Origin of the sequence: thiotrophic endosymbiont of Bathymodiolus puteoserpentis (Logatchev), from assembly GCF_900127505.1 — a bacterium.
Classification (GTDB): Bacteria; Pseudomonadota; Gammaproteobacteria; order PS1; family Pseudothioglobaceae; genus Thiodubiliella.
Genome location: NZ_UEXF01000032.1, coordinates 1 through 1277, shown reverse-complemented (window position 1 = coordinate 1277; position 1277 = coordinate 1). Strand labels below are relative to the sequence as shown.

Here is a 1277-nt window from a genome sequence, read left to right as displayed (position 1 = left end):
ATATTTTATCCCTAAAAAGATTGAAATACACTGTTTTTTACAGGCTTTTAATTTTAATATCGTAATGTAAGGATAATATGTCCTTATAATAATAGTTAGCTTTCAAGGAGAGAAATGAAGTCCCGAACAAAAGCAATGCATGAAAAATCCGTTTCAGCAATGATTTCGGCTATAGAAATTTACAATAAACCTGACTTTAAATATAGAGAAGAAACATTTTCTGTCTTGTGTATTAATGCATGGGAGCTTCTTTTAAAAGCAAAGGTACTTCAGCTATCAGGCAATAAAATCACATCTTTGCTAGTCTGGGAGAAAAAAGAGTTAAAAGGTGGTGGCAAATCGAAAAAGTTATACCGTAAATTAAATCGTTCTGGAAATGCCATGTCTACTAGTCTATATGAAGCATACAGAATAATTAATGAAGACTATGGGCTTAAAATTGATAAAGCAGTAAAGGATAATTTAGAAGCTTTAACCGAAATACGGGACAACAGTATTCATTTTATAAACGATGACCTTCAACTGTCGTTAAAAGTTCAGGAAATAGGCACTGCATCGCTACAAAATTATCTTCATCTTATACGAGATTGGTTTGGTGACAGTCTATCAAGATATAATTTTTACTTAATGCCACTTTCGTTTTTTCAGAATTTTGATACCGCATCAGGTGAATCTTTAAACTCAAGTGAGAAAAAATTATTAAAGTATATAAAGTCAGTAGAGCAAGGATATGACAATAAAGAAATCGGGGAGTATAACTTAACTCTAAAAATCGATGTTAAGTTTCAAAAAGTTAAAAGTGCATCAGGCGTCCAAGTAAAAATAACAAATGATCCTAATGCGCCGACATTCCAAATTACAGAAGAAGACATGCTAGAAAAATTTCCTTGGGATTATCAAATACTAACTACGCGCCTTAAAAAAAGATACGACGAGGGATTTAAAGTTAACCAAAAATATCACAGCCTAAGAAAAGAACTCCTTACAGATAAAAAGCTTTGTCATTTACGTTCTTACAACCCTGCAAATCCCAATAGTGATAGTAAGCCTTTTTTTAGCAACAATATACTGAAAGAATTTGATAAACATTACAACAAAGCTAACAAAGCCATTAACGCGGACAATTAAAAGCGCCGTTTCGCTACGCTACACTCTGCTTTTAATTTCCGGTTATGGCGGCGTTAGGCATCAAAACAAGGAGAGCCAAATGCAAGAAAATATGAATACGAACGAGTCAGCAACAAGTTCTGTTGAAACTGATACTGTAAAAAATTCTG

General features: G+C 33.1%; 1 protein-coding gene. It reads left to right on the top strand.

Features of this window, described 5'->3' with window-relative positions; translation table 11 throughout:
• Positions 1-114 precede the first annotated feature (114 nt).
• Positions 115-1128, top strand: coding sequence for a DUF3644 domain-containing protein (locus tag BHECKSOX2_RS05670; RefSeq protein WP_139682829.1), 1014 nt, complete (start codon positions 115-117; stop codon positions 1126-1128).
• Positions 1129-1277 lie beyond the last annotated feature (149 nt).

Coding starts and splice junctions, on each gene's coding strand:
- BHECKSOX2_RS05670 (WP_139682829.1), top strand. CDS start 115: ATGAAGTCCCGAACAAAAGCAATGCATGAAAAATCCGTTTCAGCAATG.